The following is a 16218-nucleotide window of genomic DNA, read 5'->3' as shown; positions in this document are numbered from 1 at the left end:
GCCCGGCGGCCGGATGCCCCCGGCGCCGGACCCGCCCCCGCGAGCTCAGCCTGTATCGACCAGCCCTGTCCAGGTCAGCCTGTGTAGGTCAGCCTGTGTAGGTCAGCCCTGTGTCGGTCAGCCCTGTGCGTCGAAGCGCGGGAAGGCGGCGGCGCCGGCGTAGCGGGCGGCGTCGTCCAGCAGCTCCTCGATGCGCAGCAGCTGGTTGTACTTGGCGACGCGGTCGCTGCGGGCCGGGGCACCGGTCTTGATCTGGCCGCAGTTGGTCGCCACGGCCAGGTCGGCGATCGTGGTGTCCTCGGTCTCGCCGGAGCGGTGGCTCATCATGCACCGGTAGCCGCTGGTCTGGGCGAGCGAGACGGCGTCGAGCGTCTCGGTGAGCGTGCCGATCTGGTTGACCTTGACCAGCAGCGCGTTCGCGGCGCCGGAGCGGATGCCGCGGCCGAGCCGCTCGGGGTTGGTCACGAACAGGTCGTCGCCGACGAGCTGGACGCGGTCGCCGACGGCGGAGGTGAGGCCCTCCCAGCCGGCCCAGTCCTCCTCGTCGAGGGGGTCCTCGATGGAGACGAGCGGGTAGGCGCCGAGCAGCTCGCCGTAGTAGGCGGCCATGTCGTCGGCGGAGCGCTTGCTCCCCTCGAAGGTGTAGAGGCCGTCGGAGTGGAACTCGGTGGCGGCGACGTCCAGGGCGAGCGCGATGTCGCGGCCGGGGGTGAACCCGGCCTTGCCGATCGCCTCCAGGATGAGGTCGAGGGCGTCGCGGTTGCTCGGCAGCTCGGGCGCGAAGCCGCCCTCGTCGCCGAGGCCGGTGTTCAGGCCCTTGGACTTCAGCACCGACTTCAGCGCGTGGTAGGTCTCGGCGCCCCAGCGCAGCGCCTCGGAGAAGGTGGCCGCGCCGATCGGCGCGATCATGAACTCCTGGATGTCGACGTTGGTGTCGGCGTGCGCGCCGCCGTTGAGGATGTTCAACATCGGGACGGGCAGCAGGTGCGCGTTCGGGCCGCCGACGTAGCGGAACAGCGGCAGCCCGGCGGACTCGGCGGCGGCGCGGGCCACCGCGAGGCTCACGCCCAGGATGGCGTTGGCGCCGAACTGCGACTTGTCGGGCGTGCCGTCCAGGTCGGCCAGCAGCTGGTCGATCAGCCGCTGGTCGGAGGCCGGGTAGCCGACGAGCTTCTCGTCGATGGTCTCGTTGACGGCCTTGACGGCGTTCCGCACGCCCTTGCCGCCGTAGCGCTCGCCGCCGTCGCGCAGCTCGACGGCCTCGAACTGGCCGGTGGACGCGCCGCTCGGGACGGCGGCCTGCGCCTCGGTCCCATCGGCGAGCGACACCTCGACCTCGACGGTCGGGTTGCCGCGGGAGTCGAGGATCTCCCGGGCGATAACGGCCTCGATCGACGACACGGGCAGCTCCCTGGTGATGCGTTCGTTCGCGTTGGTCCGCGGGTGCGAGCGGTCTCGCGATGCGTATAGATCGGTCGTGCAGCAACCGAGCCTATCCGCGTCCCCGGGGGGCGGCTCAACTGGCTCGCCGGTCACATAGCGGGCTTCTGTTACAAAACCGTTCCATGCAAGCGGCTTGACGAACTGATTGCCCACCTTGTCTACTGTGCACGTCAAACAGACTTGATAAGTAGGGAAACGTGACAATGCATCGCAGACTCCGCGGGCGTATCGCCGCCGCAGCACTGACCGTCCTGGCCGGGGCAGGAACGCTCAGTGCTTGTGGCGACGACGGCGGCGACGACAAGTCCGGTGCTCCCATCCAGCTCAAGCTCGGCTACTTCCCGAACATCACCCACGCGACCGCTCTCGTGGGGGTACAGAAAGGGATCTTCGCCAAACACCTCGGAACCGCTCCCAAGACCGCCACGTTCAACGCCGGGCCGGCCGCCGTCGAGGCGTTGTTCTCCGGTGCGATCGACGCCACGTTCGTGGGGCCGAACCCCTCGATCAACGCATGGTCCAAATCACACGGAAAAGCGGTTCACATCATCTCCGGAGCGGCGTCGGGCGGCGTCTCGCTCGTCGTCAAGCCGGGGATCAACGGTGTCAAGGATCTCAAGGGCAAGAAGATCGCCACTCCGCAGCTCGGCAACACCCAGGACGTGGCGGTCCGGTACTGGCTCAAGAAGAACGGCCTGAGCGCCAACAAGGACGGCAGCGGCGACGTCAAGATCGTCCCGCAGGAGAACGCGCAGACCCTCCAGACCTTCCAGCAGGGCACGATCGACGGGGCCTGGGTGCCCGAGCCGTTCGCCTCGCGGCTCGTCCTCGAAGGCAAGGGCAAGAAGCTCCTGGACGAGAAGTCCCTGTGGCCCGGCGGCAAGTTCGTCATCACGAACCTGATCGTGAGCCAGACCTTCGAGAAGAAGCACCCGGACGTGGTGAAGAAGCTGCTCCAGGGCGTGGTCGAGAGCACCGACTTCCTCACCCAGCACCCGGATGAGGCGAAGCCCGTCATCAACGACGCTCTCACCAAGCTCAGCGGCAAGCCGCTCAAGCCGGACGTCCTGGACTCGGCCTTCAAGGAGATCGAGTTCACCACCGACCCGGTCGCCTCATCGCTGACCCAGGGCGCCCAGCACGCCGAGGAGATCGGCCTGCTGGCCAAGACCGACCTGAACGGCATCTACCAGCTCGGCCCCCTTAACGAGGTACTGAAGGCAAGCGGGAAGGCAGAGGTCAGCGACAAATGACACAGGCCGTGACGGCCGCCCCCAGCCGGACCGCCGCCGCGGTCCGGCTCGCGGGCGTGTCCAAAGCGTTCGGAACCGGAAGCTCGTCCCTGCTCGCGCTCGACCAGGTGTCCCTGGACGTGGCGCCGGGCGAGTTCGTCTGCCTGCTCGGCGCGTCCGGGTGCGGCAAGAGCACGCTGCTCAACCTCGTCGCGGGCCTCGACCAGGTGAGCGCCGGGTCGATCGACTCCAGCGGCGCGCGGGTCGCGCTGATGTTCCAGGAGCCGGCCCTGTTCCCGTGGCTGACCGTCACCGGCAACCTGGAGCTCGCGCTGAAGATGCGCGGCGTCCCCCGGCAGGACCGGCGCGCCCGCGCCGCCGAGCTGCTGGAGTCGGTGCACCTCGGCGGGTTCGCCCGCAAGCGTCCCCACCAGCTGTCGGGCGGCATGCGCCAGCGCGTCGCGCTCGCCCGCGCGCTGGCGCTGACCGAGGACGACGGCGCCTCCGAGCAGGGCACCGTCCTGCTCATGGACGAGCCGTTCGGCGCGCTGGACGCGATGACCCGCGACCTGCTGCACGACGAGATCGAGCGGATCTGGCGGGCGCGCGGCCTGACCGTGCTGTTCGTCACGCACAACGTCCGCGAGGCGGTGCGGCTCGGTGACCGGGTCGTGCTGCTGAGCAGCCGTCCCGGCCGCGTCGTGCAGGAGTTCCCGGTGCCGATCGACCGGCCGCGGCGCATCGACGACGCCGACGTCTCCACGCTCGCCGCGACCATCACCCAGCGGCTGCGCGAGGAGGTCGGGCGCCATGGCGCGTGAGACCGCGCAGAGCACGGACGAGGCGGCGGAGTCCAATGTCGAGGACACCGTGGTGGACTCCGTGGAGTCGTCCGGCTCCACGGCCGGAGAGCCGGCGGACACGGCCGGTGACACGGTGAAGGACGCGAAGGTCTCCCAGGACACCGAGGCCGACGGGCTGAGCCGGCAGCTGGCCGGGCTGGACGCGCTGGAGCTCGGCGGCGGGACGCGCGGCCGGTCGCTGCTGCTGGTCTGGTCCGCGATCTGGCCCATTCTCACCGCGGCGCTCATCGGGATCGCGGCCTGGCAGCTGGTGGTGTGGAGCGGCTGGAAGGAGACCTACGTCCTGCCCGGTCCCGCCGACACCCTGCCGGTGTTCTGGGACCAGATGACGAACTCGCGGTTCTGGGACGCGGTCGCGCTGACCATGCGGCGCGCGCTGGTCGGGTTCGCGGTCGCGGTCGCGATCGGGGTGCTCATCGGCGCGCTGGTGTCGCAGTTCCGGGTGCTGCGCCGCGCGTTCGGCTCGCTGATCACCGGGCTGCAGACGATGCCGTCGATCGCCTGGTTCCCGCTGGCGATCCTGCTGTTCCAGCTCAGCGAGAGCGCGATCCTGTTCGTGGTGGTGCTCGGCGCGGCGCCGTCCATCGCCAACGGGCTGATCGCGGGCGTCGACTACACGCCGCCGATCCTGCTGCGCGCGGGGAAGGTGATGGGGCTGCGCGGGCTGAACCAGTACCGGCACCTGATCATGCCCGCGTCGCTGCCGTCGTTCGTGGCCGGGCTGAAGCAGGGCTGGGCCTTCGCCTGGCGCAGCCTGATGGCCGGTGAACTCCTGGTGATCATCGGCAATACGACCTCGCTCGGCGTGCTGCTCGCGCAGGCCAGGGAGCTGAACGCGACCGCCGAGATGATCTCCTACATGATCGTCATCCTGATCATCGGGATCGTGATCGACCAGGTGTTCGGCGCGGTCGACAGGGCGATCCGGGTGCGCTGGGGCGTCGACCAGGACTGACGCCGGAACGGACCGTCCGGGCCAACGATCTTTTACTTGGTCCGGACGGTCGCGTTTGCCCTGCTCTGGCAAGAACCTCCGGGTAGTGGCACGCGCACCGAGGAGGTCGTCATCCGTGTCCGGCCGCACCGTCTCTTCAGGGCGCTGACCCGCTGGATCTGGCGGATCGTGCTGCGGTATCCGGAGATCCGCATCCGGGCGACCATCTCGGCGGCCCTGGCGGCGCTCCTGCTGTCGAGCGCGTTGTACGCGGCCCTGCTGGTCCTGCTCAGGCGCCAGGCGACGGCCGAGACGATACGCGACCTCGCCAGGGCCGGGACCCGGACGGCGACGTTCCTGCACTCCGGCGGGCGGCAGGGCACCCTGCCCGAGGACACCCTCCAGCAGGTCGTCACCCCGGACGGGCGGGTGGTCGCCGCCACCGAGCGGATGCGGGGCCGGCCGCCGGTCCGGTTTCCGCCGCCGCCGCGCGAGGACGACCGCCGCGACGGCCGCGTCTGCGGGATCGACGCCCCCGACGGCCCCTGCTTCCTGGTCGTGGAGTTCCGGGTGGCGACCCCCGAGGGCGAGCGGTACGTCTACACGCTCGACCACGCGCCGGGGCTCGTCCCCCGCCCGTTCCCGGCGGCGCTGATGGCGCTCGGCATCCCGCTGATCACGGGCCTGGTGGGCTTCGGGACGTGGATGTCGGCGAGCCGGACGCTGCGGCCGGTCGAGGAGATCCGCCGCGAGCTAGACGAGATCACCGCCACCGACCTGGAGCGCCGGGTGCCGGTGCCCCCGCGGCGCGACGAGGTGGCGCTGCTCGCGCAGAGCGTCAACGCCACCCTGGACCGGCTGGAGCAGGCGGTGGCGCGGCAGCGGGCGTTCGTCTCCGACGTCTCGCACGAGCTGCGCAGTCCTCTCGCCGGGCTGCGGATGGAGCTGGAGCTGGCCCTGGCCCACCCGGACGACATGGACGTCCACGAGACCTTGGGGGCCATCCTGAACAACACCGACCGGCTGGGCGCCGTGGTGGACGACCTGCTGGCGCTGGCGCGGCTGGAGGCCGACAAGGACTTCCAGCGCGAGGCCGTGGACCTGACGGAGCTGGCGGACCAGGAGGTCCTGCGCCGCCCCCGGCGCGCCCAGGTGACCGTGCTGTCGGAGGGCGAGGTACGGGTGACCGGGGGCCGCAGCGAGCTGGCCCGGCTGCTGACGAACCTCATCGACAACGCCGACCGGCACGCGGTCTCCGCGGTCACGGTGATCATCGGGACGCGGCCCCCGTCGGCGGCCGTGGTCGAGGTCATCGACGACGGGCAGGGGATCGCGCCGGCGGACCGGGAACGGATCTTCGAGCGCTTCACCCGGCTGGCCGAGGGCCGGCACCGCGACGCCGGCGGCACCGGGCTCGGCCTCGCCATCTCCCGCGACATCGCGCAGGCCCACGGCGGCACGCTGTCCCTCCACGACCGCACCGACGACGTCCGCGGCGCCCGGTTCGTGCTGCGCCTGCCCGCGCTGCCGCCCGCCGAACGGGAGGAGGACTGAGGCGCCCTCAGGGCACCTCGCCGGTGAGGCGGCGGCGCTCGCTCTCCAGCGCCTCGATCTGGCCGCCCAGCTCCTCGCGGGCGGCGAGGTCCTGGCCGGCGTCGACGAAGTCGCGCGGTTCGCCCGGCGGCGGGGTGAGGTCCGCGCGGAGCCGCGCGAGCGCCTCGTCGATCTCGCGGATCCGGGCCTGTCTGTCAGCGTCGTTCATGCGTCCCCCTCATGGGCGCGGGCTTCCCGCGCCGGCCGCGCCGTTCGCGTGAGCGCGTGGATCTGCCCCGGGCCCGGTCCGGTAAACACGCTAGATGCGGATGACGGTCTTGCCCCGGGCGCCGCCGGCGCGGTTGGCGGCCAGCGCGGCGGGCGCCTCCTCCAGCGGCACCTCCCGCTCGATCACGACGCGCAGCCGGCTCGCGTCGATGAGGTCGGAGACCCGCTCCAGCAACTCGGCGGACGGCTCGCCCTCGAAGTTCAGCCCGCGCAGCTCCCGGGCGGCCATCGCGTCGGGATTCACCGCCCACGTGGTGCTGGCGTAGATCCCGCCCGGCCGGAGCAGCTGCGCGATCTCCTCGGTCCCGGCGGTGTCGCTGACCATGTCGAGGACGGCGTCGATGCCGTCGGCGTGGACGGCGAGGACCTGGCCGTTGAGGTCGCCGAGGGAGTGGTCGACGGTCGCCTCCGCGCCGAGCCGCCGCATCTGCGCGGCCATGCCCTCGCGCGCGGTGGCGATCACCGTGGCGCCGGTGTCGGCGGCGAGCTGCACCACGGCCTGGCCGACACCGCCGGTGGCGCCGACGACCAGGACGGTCTGCCCCTCGTCCACGTGCGCCCGCTCCACCAGCGCCAGCGCGGTCATGCACGCGGTCGGCACCGCCGCGGCCTCGGTGTAGATCATGCCGTCGGGCATCCGGGCGACCGGCCCGTCGTCCTCGGCCAGCGTGTACTCGGCGTAGCTGCCGAGGCCGCGGGCGACGCCGAAGAAGGACCCGTAGACCTGCTCGCCGTGCCGCAGCCGGGTGACGCCCTCGCCGACCTCCTCGACGACGCCCGCGCCGTCCTGGCCGAGGATGAGCGGGAACGGCGCGTCCACCGAGTCCTTGAGCAGGCCGTCGGCGACCTTCCAGTCGAGCGGGTTGAGACCGGCCGCGATCAGCCGGACGAGGATCTCCCCCGGTCCCGGTCGCGGGCGCGGCAGATGCGTCGGCGCCGGTGTGGCGCCGTACTCGGACACGGCGATGGCTCGCATGCGTTCCCCCCGACAGAACCCCCTGGGGGCGGCGGGCCCCCGTCGAATGATCTACCCGGCGTCCGGACGATCACACGGGCCGGGCACCGGAAGCGGGCCCGGCCGGGGACGGGAAGGCGCAGGTCAGCCGTGCTGCCCGGGGCGTCCGGTCGGGAACGGCTCCTGCGGCGGCGGCGTCGAGGGCGGCGCCGAAGGCGTCGGCCGGCCGTTGTCATCGGGGCCGGGACCGGGGTCGCCGTCGGGGAGGCCCGGGCCGTTCGGGGAGCCCTTGCTGACGCGCAGGACGATCGTTTCGCCCGGCTCCGCGGAGCCCGGCCCCGGGGACATCTCCGCGACGGTCCCCTTCGGGTACCGGCCGGACTCGACCGGCGCCCCGACGTCGGTCGTGAACCCGGCGGCGCGGAGCCGGGCGGCGGCCTCACCGGGCTTCAGCCCGCGCACGTCGGGGATCTTCGTCTTGTCCTCGCCCGACCCCTCGCTGAAGAACCGCGAGTCGGGCGCGTGGAACGGAGTGGCCGGCGTGTCCTCCAGCGCGCCGAGCATGCTCTGCCGCCAGATGGGCGCGGGAATGGTCGCCCCGAAGACGGCGCCGTAGCACTCCCCGTCCATGCACAGGTCTTCCATCGGGTACTTGTAGCCGCCCCGCGGGTCGCCGACCCACACGGCCGCCGCGAGGTCCGGGGTGTATCCGGCGAACCAGGCTGCGGAGAAGTTGTCGACGGTACCGGTCTTGCCCGCGGCGGGACGGTCGAGGCCCATGCCCTTCGCGGTGCCCTTGGTCAGGACCCCGCGCAGGACGTGGTTGACGGCGTCGGCGACGTCCTTGTCGAGGGCCTGCCCGCAGGAGCCGCCCGGGACCTTCATCCGGTGCCCGGCGGCGTCGATGATCGCCCGGATCGCGACCGGGGAGCAGTAGCGGCCCCGCGCGCCGAACGCCGCGTACGCCGCCGCGAGCCGCACCGGCGACACGGGGTTGAAACCGAGCGTGAACGACGGGTACTGCTCCAGCGGCTTGCCACCGGCCTGCCGCATCCCGAGCCGCTCGGCCATCTTCACCGTCTCGCAGAGCCCGACCTTCTTCTCCAGCGCGAGGAAGAACGTGTTGACGGAGTGCTGGGTGCCGGTGACGAGGCTGAACGTCCTGCCGCCCTCGCCGTCGGCGGAGTTGCGCAGCTCGGCGTCCGGGTCGCCGACGCGGTGGCCCTTGCAGTCGCGGTAGCCGACGGGGGTGTACTCGCGCGGCGCCATCAGCCGGGTCCCGAACGGCAGGTCCTGGTCCAGCGCGGCGGCCAGGGTGAACACCTTGAACGTGGACCCGGCCTGCATGCCGATGCTGGAGCCGTGGTCGGCGTCGGCGGCGAAGTTGATCCAGGTCTTGCCGCGCTCCCGGTCGGCCCCGAGCCTGCGGTCGACGACCATCGCCTTGATCTCGCCGGTGCCGGGCTGCACCATCGCCTCCGCCGCGGCCTTGCGGGCGGAGTTCTTCGGCGGGACGTGCTCGTCGACGGCGCGCTGCGCGGCCCGCTGCGCCCGCCGGTCCAGCGTCGTGCGGATGGTGAGGCCGCCCCGTTTGAGCAGCTTCTCCCGCTCGCCGGGCGTCCGCCCGAAGACGGGGCTGGTGAGGATCTCGCGCTGGACGTAGTCGCAGAAGAACGGGGCGCCGCTGGTGACGCAGCCGCTCTTGACGTCCCGCACGCGCAGCCTGATGGGCTGCCGGGCGGTGGCCTCGGCCTGCGCGCGGGGGATCCAGCCGAGCTCGGCCATCCGCGTCAGGACCGTGTCGCGGCGCTCGCGGGCCACGCCGGGGTGGTGCACCGGCTCGTAGGCGTAGGGGTAGCGGACGACGCCCGCGAGCAGCGCCGCCTCGGCGAGGTCCAGCCGGGCCGCCGGCTTGGAGAAGTAGTGCCGGGACGCGGCCTCGATGCCGTACGCGCCGTCGCCGTAGTAGGCGATGTTGAGGTAGCGGCGGAGGATCTCGTCCTTGGAGAAGCGCCGCTCCAGCGCGACCGCGTACCGCAGCTCGCGGATCTTGCGGGCCGCGGAGATCTCCTTGGCGGCGCGCTGCTCGGCGGCCGAGTCGGCCTGCGCGAGCAGCAGGTTCTTCACGTACTGCTGGGTGATGCCCGAGCCGCCCTGGGTCACCTGGCCGCTGGTGAGGTTGCTCGCCAGCGCGCGCAGCGTCCCCTGGGAGTCGATGGCGCCGTGCTCGTAGAAGCGGCTGTCCTCGATGGCGAGGACGGCGCGGCGGACGATCGGCGCGATCTGGGCGAGCGGGACGTCCACCCGGTTCTGGTAGAAGAACGTGGCGATCGTGGAACCGTCCGCGGCGAGGATCTTCGAGCGCTGCGGGACGCCGGAGGTGGTGAGGTCCTCCGGTTCGCTCCCGAACCAGCCCGCCGCGTCCCGGGCCCCGACGCCCGCGGTACAGGCGGTGGGCAGGATCATCAGCGCGACGAGCACACCGGCGAGGCCGCCGAGCACGCCGAGCCCGCGCAGCGCGCGGAGCTTCTCGGCGCGCGTGGTCGACCCGGCGAGCAGCCGGCGCGGGCGGCGTCCCGTCACGGGGCGGGAAGCCCCGCCGTCACTCCAACCCTCGGTCGGCACGGGCCCAGGGTAGACGCGCGTCTCTCGCCAGACCACCCCATCGGCGATCTTCCGGGTGTAATCCCCCGAATCAGTGGCCCTGCTCGTGCCGTTCCCAGGCTCTGACACGATCGCGGAATACCCGCGAAACCGCGCGCAACTCCGCCTCGGGATCGGTGCCCCGCCGCACCGCCTCGCCGGCCAGCTCGAAGAGCCGGACGCCCAGGTCGGCACCGGTGTCCGCGGTGCCCTCCGGCCCCGGCGCGAGCCCGGCGGGCGCCCCCATCCGCGCCGCCCGGCGCTGGAGCTGCGCGGCCAGCGCCAGCGCGGGCTGCCCCATCGGGACCCCGTCCAGCGCCGACGCCTCCGCGCCGCTCTTCTCGGCCCGCTCGGCGGCCTTGATCTGCTCCCAGTTGGCGTTGACCTCGTCCGCGCCGTCCACCGTCACGCCGGCGAACACGTGCGGATGCCGCCGGACGAGCTTGTCGACGATCCCGCCCGCCACGTCGTCGATGGTGAACGCGGTCTCGTCGGCGCGCTCGGCGGCCACCACCGAGTGGAAGGCCACCTGCATGAGCACGTCGCCCAGTTCCTCGCGCAGCGCGCCGAGGTCGCCGGACTCGACGGTGTCGAGGACCTCGTACGCCTCCTCCAGCAGGTACGGCACCAGCGTGACGTGCGTCTGCTCGCGGTCCCAGGGGCACTCTCGGCGCAGCGTGTCCATCACCGAAACGAGGTCGAGCAGCCGGGCGCCGGGCAGGTCGTAGGATCCGTGCAGCACCTCGACGTCCAGCGGGTCGCCGACGACCAGGGCGCCGACCTCGCGCATCAGCGCCTCGTCGCCCTCCGGCGCCGCCACCCACAGCACGTCCGCGTCCCGCGCCGCCGCCACCAGCGCGGCGGGATCGGGCGTCTCCACCGGCTCCGGGACGACCTCCGCGTCGGCCAGCGCGGGCAGCAGCGGATGGTCCGGGCGGACCAGCACCCGGTCGGCCGAGCGGAGCGCCTCCCACGCCTTCCACGTCAGCAGGCCGGCCGCCACGCGGTGCGTGGTGGCGAGCAGGGTCAGGCTCATGGGCGGTCGACGCCCGACTCGGGGCTGGACAGCCGGTAGGCGACCGGGCCGACGGTGCCCCGGGCCGCGTCGAACGTCCCGTACCGGGGGTTGATCTCGATGTGCATCCCGTCGGCGGCGCCGCGGAACAGCTGGCTCCAACGCTGGGCGGCCTGCTGGGTCTGCGGGCTCTGCGGGTTGCCGTCCGCGCCGAGCCGCGTCATCAGGAGCCGCTGGGTGGCGAGGTACCGGGCGAGGTCGCGCGTCCGGGACCGGGGCAGCCCGCTCGCCAGCGTGATCGAGGCGGCGCCGCCCTGCTGGTTCAGCAGGCCCACCACCTGGTCGGTCTGCCCGTCCGAGACCTGCACGCCCTGCTCGCGCGCCAGCCGGTCGGCCACCCGGAAGTTCAGCAGCAGCGTCAGCGCGCCGCGCACGTCCGACTCGCCCGCCTCCGCGCCCATCTGCTCCGCCGGGTCGTTCGGGTTGGCCCGCATCTGGTTGGCCACCGGGTCGGTCTTGAACTGGGCCCGCCAGTCGCGGACGGTCCGGCTGAGCGACGTCACGGTGATGCGGTCGCCGCCGACGACGGCGGCGGTGCCCACTTTCGGCGTGTCGCCGCAGCCGGCCAGCGCCGCGGCCACCAGCAGGGCCGCCGCGGCGGCCTTCATGGACTTACCGAGCATGGACTTACCGAGCACGAAATCCCCATCTCGTCGGAGTGGTCTGCGCCGATCGATCTCGCGCGCGCCAGCCTACTGCCGCCCGGTGGACGCGGGCGAGGCGGGCGAAGGCTCCAGGAACAGCGCCTCCACCAGGTCCGTCGCCCAGGTCAGCAGCTCCCGGTCGCGCAGCGGCCGGCCGCCGATCGGCGCGGTCTTCGGCATCGGGACGAGCAGGGTGTCGGTCGCGGGCTTGAGGATGCTGCGCGGGTAGAGCCGCTGCAGCCGCACCTGCTTGGAGTCGGGCAGCACCGCGGGCGCGAACTTGACCGAGGTGCCCTGGACGGTCACGTCGGTGAGCCCGGCCCGCCGCGCCTTCGCCCGGAACCGCGCCACCTCCAGCAGGTTCAGCACCGGGACCGGGAGCGGCCCGAACCGGTCCGCCAGCTCCTCGTGCACGGCGGCGATCTCGTCCTCGGAGGTGATCGCGGCGATGCGCCGGTAGGCGTCCAGCCGCAGCCGCTCCCCCGGCACGTACTCGTGCGGCAGGTGCGCGTCGACCGGCAGCTCCACCTTCGTCTCGGTGGTCTCCGGCTCGGCGCCGCCCTCCTTCAGGTCCCGGACCGCCTCGCCGACCATCCGCACGTACAGGTCGAACCCGACCCCCGCGACGTGCCCGGACTGCTCGGCGCCGAGGATGTTGCCCGCGCCGCGGATCTCCAGGTCCTTCATCGCCACGTACATGCCCGCGCCGACCTCGGTGTGCTGCGCCAGCGTCGCGAGCCGCTCGTGCGCCGTCTCGGTCAGCGGCTGCTCCGGCTGGTACAGGAAGTAGGCGTAGGCGCGCTCCCGGCCGCGCCCGACCCGGCCGCGCAGCTGGTGCAGCTGCGACAGCCCGTACATGTCGGCGCGGTCGACGATGAGCGTGTTGGCGTTCGGCACGTCCAGGCCGGACTCCACGATCGTCGTCGCGACCAGCACGTCGTAGTTCTTCTCCCAGAAGTCGACCATGACGCGTTCGAGCTCGTGCTCGTTCATCTGGCCGTGCGCGGTGGCGATCCGCGCCTCCGGGACGAGCCGCGCCAGGGTCGCCGCGACCTTGTCGATCGAGCGGACCCGGTTGTGCACGAAGAACACCTGGCCCTCGCGCAGCAGCTCGCGCCGGATCGCCGCGGCGATCTGCTTCTCCTCGTACGGGCCGACGAACGTCAGGACGGGGTGCCGCTCCTCCGGCGGGGTCAGGATCGTCGACATCTCCCGGATGCCGGTCAGCCCCATCTCCAGCGTCCGCGGGATCGGCGTCGCGGACATCGCGAGCACGTCCACCTGCGTCCGCAGCCGCTTCAGCTCCTCCTTGTGCTCGACGCCGAACCGCTGCTCCTCGTCGATGATCACCAGGCCGAGGTTCTTGAACCGGGTCTGCGACGACAGGATGCGGTGGGTGCCGACCACCACGTCCACCGAGCCCTCCGCCAGCCCGCGCAGGGTCTCCTCGATCTCCTTGTCGGACTGGAACCGGCTGATCGGCTTCACCACGACCGGGAACGCCGCGAACCGCTCGGTGAAGGTGGACAGGTGCTGCTGGACGAGCAGCGTCGTCGGCACCAGCACCCCGACCTGCATCCCGTCCTGGACGGCCTTGAACGCCGCCCGCACCGCGATCTCGGTCTTGCCGTAGCCGACGTCGCCGCAGATCAGCCGGTCCATCGGGACCGGGCGCTCCATGTCGCCCTTCACCTCGTCGATGGCGGCGAGCTGGTCGGGGGTCTCCACGTACGGGAAGGCGTCCTCCAGCTCCCGCTGCCACGGCGTGTCGGCGCCGAACGGGTGCCCCGGGCTCGCCATCCGCGCCGAGTACAGCCGGATCAGCTCCCCGGCGATCTGCTTGACCGCCTTGCGCGCCCGCGACTTGGCCTTCTGCCAGTCGGCGCCGCCGAGGCGGTGCAGGCTCGGCGCCTCGCCGCCGACGTAGCGGGTCAGCTCCTCCAGCTGGTCGGTCGGGACGAACAGCCGGTCGCTCTTGGCGTACTCCAGGATCAGGTACTCGCGGGTGGCGCCCTGCACCGTCCGGCTGACCATCTCCACGTACCGCCCGACGCCGTGCTGCTCGTGCACGACGTAGTCGCCGGCCTTGAGCTGCAGCGGGTCGATGCCGCCGCGCCGCCGCGACGGCATGCGCCGCATGTCCTTGGTGGACGAGCGCTGCCCGGACAGGTCCGTCTCGGTCAGCACCGCCAGCTTGGCGCGCTCCCAGGTAAAACCGTGCTCCAGCAGGCCGGTCGCGACCGTCACCAGCGACGGCTCCGGCGGCCCGTCGAGGCCGGCGAGCCGCGCGCCGAGGCCCTCCTCGCCGAGGAGCTGGACCAGCCGCTCGGCCGGCCCGTGCCCGGCGGTGACCATCACGACGCGCCAGCCGCCGTCGAGCCAGCCCTTCACGTCCGCGACGACGCGCCCGGTGTCGCCCCGGTACGCCTCCGCGGCGCGCACGCCGAGGTCCAGCGTCGGGGCGGTCGCGTCGGGTCCGGCGTCCGGGTTGAGAGCTGTCACGCTCCAGCGGGGCAGCCCCAGGGCGTCGCTGTGCTCGCGAACCTCCTCCAGCGAGCGGAACGCCGCGGCGCCGAGGTCGATCGGCGCCTCGCCGCCGGCGGCGGCGTTCACCCAGCTCGCCTCCAGGAACTCCTGGCTCGTCCGGACCAGCTCCACCGACCGGGTGCGGATCCGCTCCGGCTCGCACACCAGCAGCGCCGACCCCTCGGGCAGCAGGTCGGTCAGCAGCTCCATGCGCTCGGCGAGGACGGGCGAGAACGCCTCCATGCCCTCGACGGTGTCGCCGTCGGCGATCCGGCCGAGGATCTCCGCCAGCGCCGGGTGCTCGGCGGCGAGCCGCCGCGCGCGCTCGCGGACCCGCTCGGTCAGCGGCAGCTCGCGGCACGGCGGCGCCCACAGGCCGTCCGGCGCCGCCTCCAGGGACCGCTGGTCGGCGGCCTTGAAGTAGCGGACCTCCTCGACGGTGTCGCCCCAGAACTCCACCCGCAGGGGGTGCTCCTCGGTCGGCGGGAAGACGTCCAGGATCCCGCCGCGCACGGCCAGCTCGCCGCGCTTCTCGACGAGGTCGACGCGGTGGTACCCGGCGTCCACCAGGCGCCGGACGGTGTCGTCGAGGTCGGCGTCCACGCCGGCGGCCAGGCGCACCGGCTCCAGGTCGGCCAGGCCGGACACGATCGGCTGGAGCACCGCCCGGACCGGCGTCACGACGACGTCCAGCCCGCCGCCCCGGCCGGGCCCGCCCGTACCGGCCTCGCCCGCACCGCTTTGGCTGACACCGCCCGCGTCCGGGTGGACGAGCCTGCGCAGCACCGCCAGCCGCTGCCCGACCGTGTCCGAACGCGGCGACAGCTTCTCGTGCGGCAGCGTCTCCCACGCGGGGAAGTGCGCCACCCGGCCGGGGTCGAGCAGGCTCGACAGGGCCGCGGTCAGGTCCTCGGCCTCCCGGCCCGTCGCGGTCACCGCGAGCACGACGCCGCGCCCGCCGGACGGGGCGCCGACGGCGCGGCTCAGCGCCGCCGCCAGCGGCGGCCACATCGCCGGGGGCGCGACGACCTCCTGGTCCGCCCGCGCCCGCTTCAGGGCGCGCTCGAGACCGGGGTCGGCGCACGCAAGGTCAACAAGTCCAGAAAGCGTCATCATCGCCCGCAAAAGATCGCAGTCGCCCTGAACAGGGCAGCCCGAAAGCCCGGAATCCACGCGGACCCGGAACCGCGTACCAGAGTACGCGCCCCCTGGAGCCCTCGCGCAGGCCATGCCCCACCCCGCGCCGGTCCGCGCCGATCCCGTTCCGGCCTTCGCGGCCCGCGCGCGCCCGGCCCCCGCCGGAACGCCCGTCCCCGCGCGCTGGACGGCCGTCCACGCCCTACCACCGGCCGCCCGTCACGGCCGTCCATCACGGCCGTCCATCACGGGCGTGTGTCCGGAGCGCGACACGACGGTTACCAAGAATAGGCAAATAGCGGACAGTCCGCAGTCGGACGATTACGCTGCGAGACTGTGACCGATCTGCGTACGCCGCCCGTCAAGGACGGCGATCTCTTCTCAGAACGCGCCCGACAGTACGCCCACGAGAAGCCCCTGCAGCGGATCCACATCCTGGAGGCCGGGTGCGGCTGGGGCACGGGGCTGGAGCTCGGCGACCGCGACCTCCTGGTCACGGGCGTCGACCTGGACTCCCCCGACCTGCGCGCCCGCACCTGCGAGCGCACCGACCTGGACTCCTGGTTCCTCGGCGACCTGCGCACCGTCCCGCTGCCGCCGCGCGCCTACGACATCGTGCACGCCTCGTACCTCATCGAACGGGTCCCGCACGCCGAGCTCGTCCTCGACCGGTTCGTCGCCGCCCTGAAGCCGGGCGGGCTGCTGCTGGTCCACCTGCGCGACCGCAACACCGCCTTCGGCTTCCTCGACCGGCACCTGCCGCGGTGGATGCGGGCGTCCTTCCGCCCCCGGCGCTCCCGGGGCCGCCGGGCCGCGCGCGGCGCCCACGCACGGGCCGCCCGCACGACCCCGGCCACCGATCAGCCCGCCGAGCCGTCCACGGAGCCGTCCGCGGGGCCGTCCACAGGGCCGTCCACAGGGCAGGGCGCCTTGGCGTCGCCGGTC

12 protein-coding genes are annotated in these 16218 nt (G+C 72.9%); 5 read left to right on the top strand and 7 right to left on the bottom strand.

What is annotated here, in order from left to right; genetic code table 11:
• Positions 1–117 precede the first annotated feature (117 nt).
• Complete coding sequence (gene eno, locus E1291_RS08505) at positions 118–1401, bottom strand: phosphopyruvate hydratase (protein WP_131737190.1); 1284 nt, start codon at positions 1399–1401, stop codon at positions 118–120.
• 245 nt (positions 1402–1646) lie between these two features.
• On the opposite strand from eno, the gene E1291_RS08500 reads away from it, so the two are divergent.
• The 4 genes from E1291_RS08500 to E1291_RS08485 are packed head-to-tail and all read left to right on the top strand — an operon-like array spanning position 1647 to position 6026.
• Positions 1647–2696 carry an ABC transporter substrate-binding protein gene (locus E1291_RS08500; protein ID WP_131737189.1) on the top strand — a complete coding sequence of 350 codons (1050 nt, stop codon included), beginning with the start codon at positions 1647–1649 and terminating at the stop codon, positions 2694–2696.
• The gene (locus E1291_RS08495) at positions 2693–3496 is read left to right on the top strand and encodes an ABC transporter ATP-binding protein (RefSeq protein WP_131737188.1); all 804 of its coding nucleotides are present in this window, start codon (positions 2693–2695) and stop codon (positions 3494–3496) included. The genes E1291_RS08500 and E1291_RS08495 overlap by 4 nt, the downstream gene beginning before the upstream one ends.
• Positions 3486–4493 (top strand): ABC transporter permease, encoded by a 1008-nt coding sequence (locus tag E1291_RS08490; protein WP_131737187.1) that lies wholly within the window; start codon positions 3486–3488, stop codon positions 4491–4493. The genes E1291_RS08495 and E1291_RS08490 overlap by 11 nt, the downstream gene beginning before the upstream one ends.
• 36 nt (positions 4494–4529) lie before the next feature.
• The gene (locus tag E1291_RS08485; RefSeq protein WP_242614025.1) at positions 4530–6026 is read left to right on the top strand and encodes a sensor histidine kinase; all 1497 of its coding nucleotides are present in this window, start codon (positions 4530–4532) and stop codon (positions 6024–6026) included.
• Positions 6027–6033: 7 nt separating this feature from the next.
• Here the strand turns inward: E1291_RS08485 and E1291_RS08480 are convergent, their stop codons facing one another.
• The 6 genes from E1291_RS08480 to mfd form a co-directional block, all read right to left on the bottom strand.
• Positions 6034–6234: a hypothetical protein gene (locus tag E1291_RS08480; RefSeq protein ID WP_131737185.1), complete on the bottom strand. Its 201-nt coding sequence runs from the start codon at positions 6232–6234 to the stop codon at positions 6034–6036.
• A 90-nt stretch (positions 6235–6324) separates the two neighbouring features.
• Positions 6325–7269 carry an NADP-dependent oxidoreductase gene (locus E1291_RS08475; protein ID WP_131737184.1) on the bottom strand — a complete coding sequence of 315 codons (945 nt, stop codon included), beginning with the start codon at positions 7267–7269 and terminating at the stop codon, positions 6325–6327.
• A 123-nt stretch (positions 7270–7392) separates the two neighbouring features.
• Positions 7393–9873, bottom strand: a complete 2481-nt coding sequence (locus E1291_RS08470) for a penicillin-binding protein (RefSeq protein ID WP_165495020.1) — start codon at positions 9871–9873, stop codon at positions 7393–7395.
• Between the two features lie 70 nt (positions 9874–9943).
• Positions 9944–10927, bottom strand: a complete 984-nt coding sequence (locus E1291_RS08465) for a nucleoside triphosphate pyrophosphohydrolase (protein WP_131737183.1) — start codon at positions 10925–10927, stop codon at positions 9944–9946.
• Positions 10924–11604, bottom strand: a complete 681-nt coding sequence (locus tag E1291_RS08460; protein ID WP_131737182.1) for a SurA N-terminal domain-containing protein — start codon at positions 11602–11604, stop codon at positions 10924–10926. The genes E1291_RS08465 and E1291_RS08460 overlap by 4 nt, the downstream gene beginning before the upstream one ends.
• Positions 11605–11658: 54 nt before the next feature.
• Positions 11659–15249, bottom strand: a complete 3591-nt coding sequence (gene mfd, locus E1291_RS08455) for a transcription-repair coupling factor (protein ID WP_131737217.1) — start codon at positions 15247–15249, stop codon at positions 11659–11661.
• A 360-nt stretch (positions 15250–15609) separates the two neighbouring features.
• Here mfd and E1291_RS08450 point away from each other — a divergent pair.
• Positions 15610–16218, top strand: a 609-nt coding sequence (locus E1291_RS08450) for a class I SAM-dependent methyltransferase (protein ID WP_131737181.1), incomplete at its 3' end; no start/stop codon positions are given.

The sequence above is a fragment of the Actinomadura roseirufa genome (assembly GCF_900659635.1).
GTDB classification, from domain to species: Bacteria; Actinomycetota; Actinomycetes; order Streptosporangiales; family Streptosporangiaceae; genus Spirillospora; species Spirillospora roseirufa.
This window is presented reverse-complemented; position numbering and strand designations above follow the sequence as displayed.

Bases quoted from the DNA above. Each gene is read 5' to 3' on its own strand.
- E1291_RS08500 (WP_131737189.1), top strand. From the start codon at position 1,647: ATGCATCGCAGACTCCGCGGGCGTATCGCCGCCGCAGCACTGACCGTC.
- E1291_RS08495 (WP_131737188.1), top strand. From the start codon at position 2,693: ATGACACAGGCCGTGACGGCCGCCCCCAGCCGGACCGCCGCCGCGGTC.
- E1291_RS08490 (WP_131737187.1), top strand. From the start codon at position 3,486: ATGGCGCGTGAGACCGCGCAGAGCACGGACGAGGCGGCGGAGTCCAAT.
- E1291_RS08480 (WP_131737185.1), bottom strand. From the start codon at position 6,234: ATGAACGACGCTGACAGACAGGCCCGGATCCGCGAGATCGACGAGGCG.
- E1291_RS08475 (WP_131737184.1), bottom strand. From the start codon at position 7,269: ATGCGAGCCATCGCCGTGTCCGAGTACGGCGCCACACCGGCGCCGACG.
- E1291_RS08465 (WP_131737183.1), bottom strand. From the start codon at position 10,927: ATGAGCCTGACCCTGCTCGCCACCACGCACCGCGTGGCGGCCGGCCTG.
- mfd (WP_131737217.1), bottom strand. From the start codon at position 15,249: ATGACGCTTTCTGGACTTGTTGACCTTGCGTGCGCCGACCCCGGTCTC.